The sequence below is a fragment of the uncultured Methanobrevibacter sp. genome, assembly GCF_937906425.1.
Taxonomy (GTDB): Archaea; Methanobacteriota; Methanobacteria; order Methanobacteriales; family Methanobacteriaceae; genus Methanobrevibacter.
This window is the reverse complement of sequence record NZ_CALCYR010000205.1, coordinates 1-2,010: the sequence shown is the minus strand read 5'-3', so window position 1 is coordinate 2,010 and position 2,010 is coordinate 1. Positions and strand designations below refer to the sequence as shown.

The window sequence follows — 2,010 nt, the reverse complement described above, 5'->3', positions numbered from 1 at the left end:
GTTTTTTTAATTAAAAAATTTAAAACGGTTTTTTAAGTTTAAAAGAATAAAAACAGTTTTTTTAATTAAAAAATTTAAAACGGTTTTTTAAGTTTAAAAGAATAAAAACAGTTTTTTTAATTAAAAAATTTAAAACGGTTTTTTAAGTTTAAAAGAATAAAAACAGTTTTTTTAATTAAAAAATTTAAAACGGTTTTTTAAGTTTAAAAGAATAAAAACACTATTTCAATTTAAAAAAATTATTAAAATATTATTCGTGATTTTATGATAGATACACATTGTCATATTGATTTTGATGAGTTTGACTCAGATCGAGAGGAAGTTATTTCAAGGGCAAGGGAAAAGCTTAACGCTATTGTAAACTCTGGATATGGGCTTGAAAGTAATGAAAAGGCTTTGGCTCTTTCCAAAAAGTATGAAGGTTTTGTTTATCCCACATTTGGTTTTCATCCTGTAAGTTCACAAAATTCCCCTCAAGAGGAAATAGATGCAGCTCACAAGCAGATGATAGATCATTTGGATGAGATTTTGGCTGTCGGCGAGGTTGGCATGGATTTCTTCTACTGTACAGACAAGGCAATGAGGTTGAGGCCGCAGGAAATATTCATGGGCTTTGTTGAAATTGCAAATGAATATAAAAAGCCCCTTCTCATTCATGGAAGGGACTGTGAACGTAAGATATTCAATCTGATTCAGGACTATGATGACATTCCAAAGGTAATCTTTCACTGTTATGGGGGAAGCCTTAAGACAGCAAGAAGAATGCTGGATAAGGACAATTATTACATCAGCTGTTCAACAATGGTCTGCTATAGTCAAAGGCATCAGGAATTGTTTAGGGAAATCCCTATTGAAAGAATCCTGACAGAAACTGACAGTCCCTATTTGGCAATGACCAAGGATGAGAGAAATGAACCTTTGAATGTTCAGCGTGCAGTTAATAAATTAGCTGAATTGCAGGATTTGGATGTTGCCTATGTAGATGAGACTACTGAAAAGAATGCCAGGAAAGTATTCGGCATATAATTTTAAAAAGACGATTGATTATATTAACAATTATTATATTTACTTTGATATTATGAAACCTTATGTTATTTTAAATGCGGCAATGACTCTTGATGGAAAGATTGCTACAAAAACAGGCAGTTCTGAGATTTCAGGCAGTGATGATCTTGAAAGGGTTCATGAAATCAGAAAGGATGTTGACGGCATCATGGTTGGCATTGGAACCGTTTTGGCAGATGACCCACGATTGACTGTTCATAAGATCAATGCCAAAAAGGAGGATAATCCAATTCGTGTTGTTGTTGACAATAGGGCAAGAACTCCCCTTCACTTCAGAATCCTGAATGATGATGCTCAAACAATTATTGCAGTGGGCAATATATGTGATGAAACTAATCCGAACTGCGATGAGGAAGCAGTTAAAAGGGCAAGGTCATTGGAGGAAAAATGTGAAGTCTTTTATTCCACTGGCGATTCTGTAGATCTTGTGGAGTTTATGGAATATCTTTATGAAAGGGGAATAGGAAAATTGATGTTGGAGGGAGGTTCAACATTGAACTTTTCCATGATAAAGGATGGTTTGATAGATGAAGTTAAGATATGTATTGCCCCTATGATTGTTGGAGGCAAGGATTCAAAGACTTTCTTTGATGGTGAAGGCTTTGACTATATGAGTGATGCTGTACAATTGGAATTGATTGACAGTTATCCATTGGGAAAAGACTTTATTATGGAGTATAAGGTTAAAAAATAGTTTATTTTTATAATAAACTTTTTTTTATTCTATTTTTATTAAATTAATTGAAATCAAATTATAATAGAAAAAATAGGTTATAAAATAAATTTAATAAATTTAATAAATTTAATTAATAAATTAAATTAAATAAATTAAAAATACATTAAAATTAATAAAAATTAATAAAAATTAATAAAAATTAATAAAAATTAATTAAAATTAATTAAAATTAATTAAAATTAATTAAAATTAATTAAAAAATTCTTAAA

At 30.2% G+C, this 2,010-nt stretch carries 2 protein-coding genes; both read left to right on the top strand.

The window, feature by feature from the left end:
* Positions 1 to 264 precede the first annotated feature (264 nt).
* On the top strand, positions 265 to 1,026 hold the full coding sequence (locus Q0138_RS05950) for a TatD family hydrolase (protein ID WP_297982035.1): 762 nt from the start codon (positions 265 to 267) through the stop codon (positions 1,024 to 1,026).
* Positions 1,027 to 1,078: 52 nt separating this feature from the next.
* Positions 1,079 to 1,759: a 2,5-diamino-6-(ribosylamino)-4(3H)-pyrimidinone 5'-phosphate reductase gene (locus Q0138_RS05945; RefSeq protein WP_297982037.1), complete on the top strand. Its 681-nt coding sequence runs from the start codon at positions 1,079 to 1,081 to the stop codon at positions 1,757 to 1,759.
* Positions 1,760 to 2,010 lie beyond the last annotated feature (251 nt).